This window comes from Roseovarius marisflavi, from assembly GCF_900142625.1.
Classification (GTDB): Bacteria; Pseudomonadota; Alphaproteobacteria; order Rhodobacterales; family Rhodobacteraceae; genus Roseovarius; species Roseovarius marisflavi.
Map to the genome: position 1 here is coordinate 1 of NZ_FRBN01000079.1, position 1,173 is coordinate 1,173.

Sequence of the window (1,173 nt, forward strand, 5' to 3'; positions counted from 1 at the left end):
ATCTGCACATTGCTGTCCTCGGCCGTGACGGCGCTGTCGTCCTGCGCCACCGGCGCGTCGTTCACCGCGCCCACGGTGACCGTCACCTCTGCCGTATCGCTGCCGCCCTCGCCGTCCGAGACCGTGTAGCTGATCGTGTCGGTGCCGTTGAAATCGGCTTTCGGCGTATAGCTCAGCGTGCCGTCGCCATTGATCACCACGCTGCCGTTCAGCGCCGTCGCCTGGGTCACGCTCAGCGGGTTGCCGTCGACATCGCTGTCATTGTCCAGAACCGCAATCTGCACATTGCTGTCCTCGGCCGTGACGGCGCTGTCGTCCTGCGCCACCGGCGCGTCGTTCACCGCGCCCACGGTGACCGTCACCTCTGCCGTGTCGACGTCCTCGCCGTCCGAGACCGTGTAGCTGATCGTGTCGGTGCCGTTGAAATCGGCTTTCGGCGTATAGCTCAGCGTGCCGTCGCCATTGATCACCACGCTGCCGTTCAGCGCCGTCGCCTGGGTCACGCTCAGCGGGTTGCCGTCGACATCGCTGTCATTGTCCAGCACCGCGATCTGCACATTGCTGTCCTCGGCCGTGACGGCGCTGTCGTCCTGCGCCACCGGCGCGTCGTTCACCGCGCCCACGTTGACCGTCACCTCTGCCGTATCGCTGCCGCCCAACCCGTCCGAGACCGTGTAGCTGATCGTGTCGGTGCCGTTGAAGTCGGCATCCGGGGAATAGCTCAGCGTGCCATCCGCATTGATCAGCACCGTGCCGTGCTGCGCCGTCGCCTGGGTCACGCTCAGTGCATCGCCGTCGACGTCACTGTCATTGTCCAGCACCGCGATCTGCACATTGCTGTCCTCGGCCGTGACGGCGCTGTCGTCCTGCGCCACCGGCGCGTCGTTCACCGCACCCACGTTGACCGTCACCTCTGCCGTATCGACGTCCTCGCCGTCCGAGACCGTGTAGCTGATCGTGTCGGTGCCGTTGAAATCGGCATCCGGGGAATAGCTCAGCGTGCCGTCGTTGTTGATCAAAACCGTGCCGTTCTGCGCCGTTGCCTGGGTCACGCTCAGCGGGTTGCCGTCGACATCGCTGTCATTGTCCAGAACCGCAATCTGCACATTGCTGTCCTCGGCCGTGACGGCGCTGTCGTCCTGCGCCACCGGCGCGTCGTTCACCGCGCCCACG

1 protein-coding gene is annotated in these 1,173 nt (G+C 65.5%); it reads right to left on the reverse strand.

Features of this window, described 5'->3' with window-relative positions:
* On the reverse strand, window positions 1–1,173 hold a 1,173-nt coding region (locus tag BUB78_RS20195; RefSeq protein ID WP_170865132.1), incomplete at both ends, for an Ig-like domain-containing protein.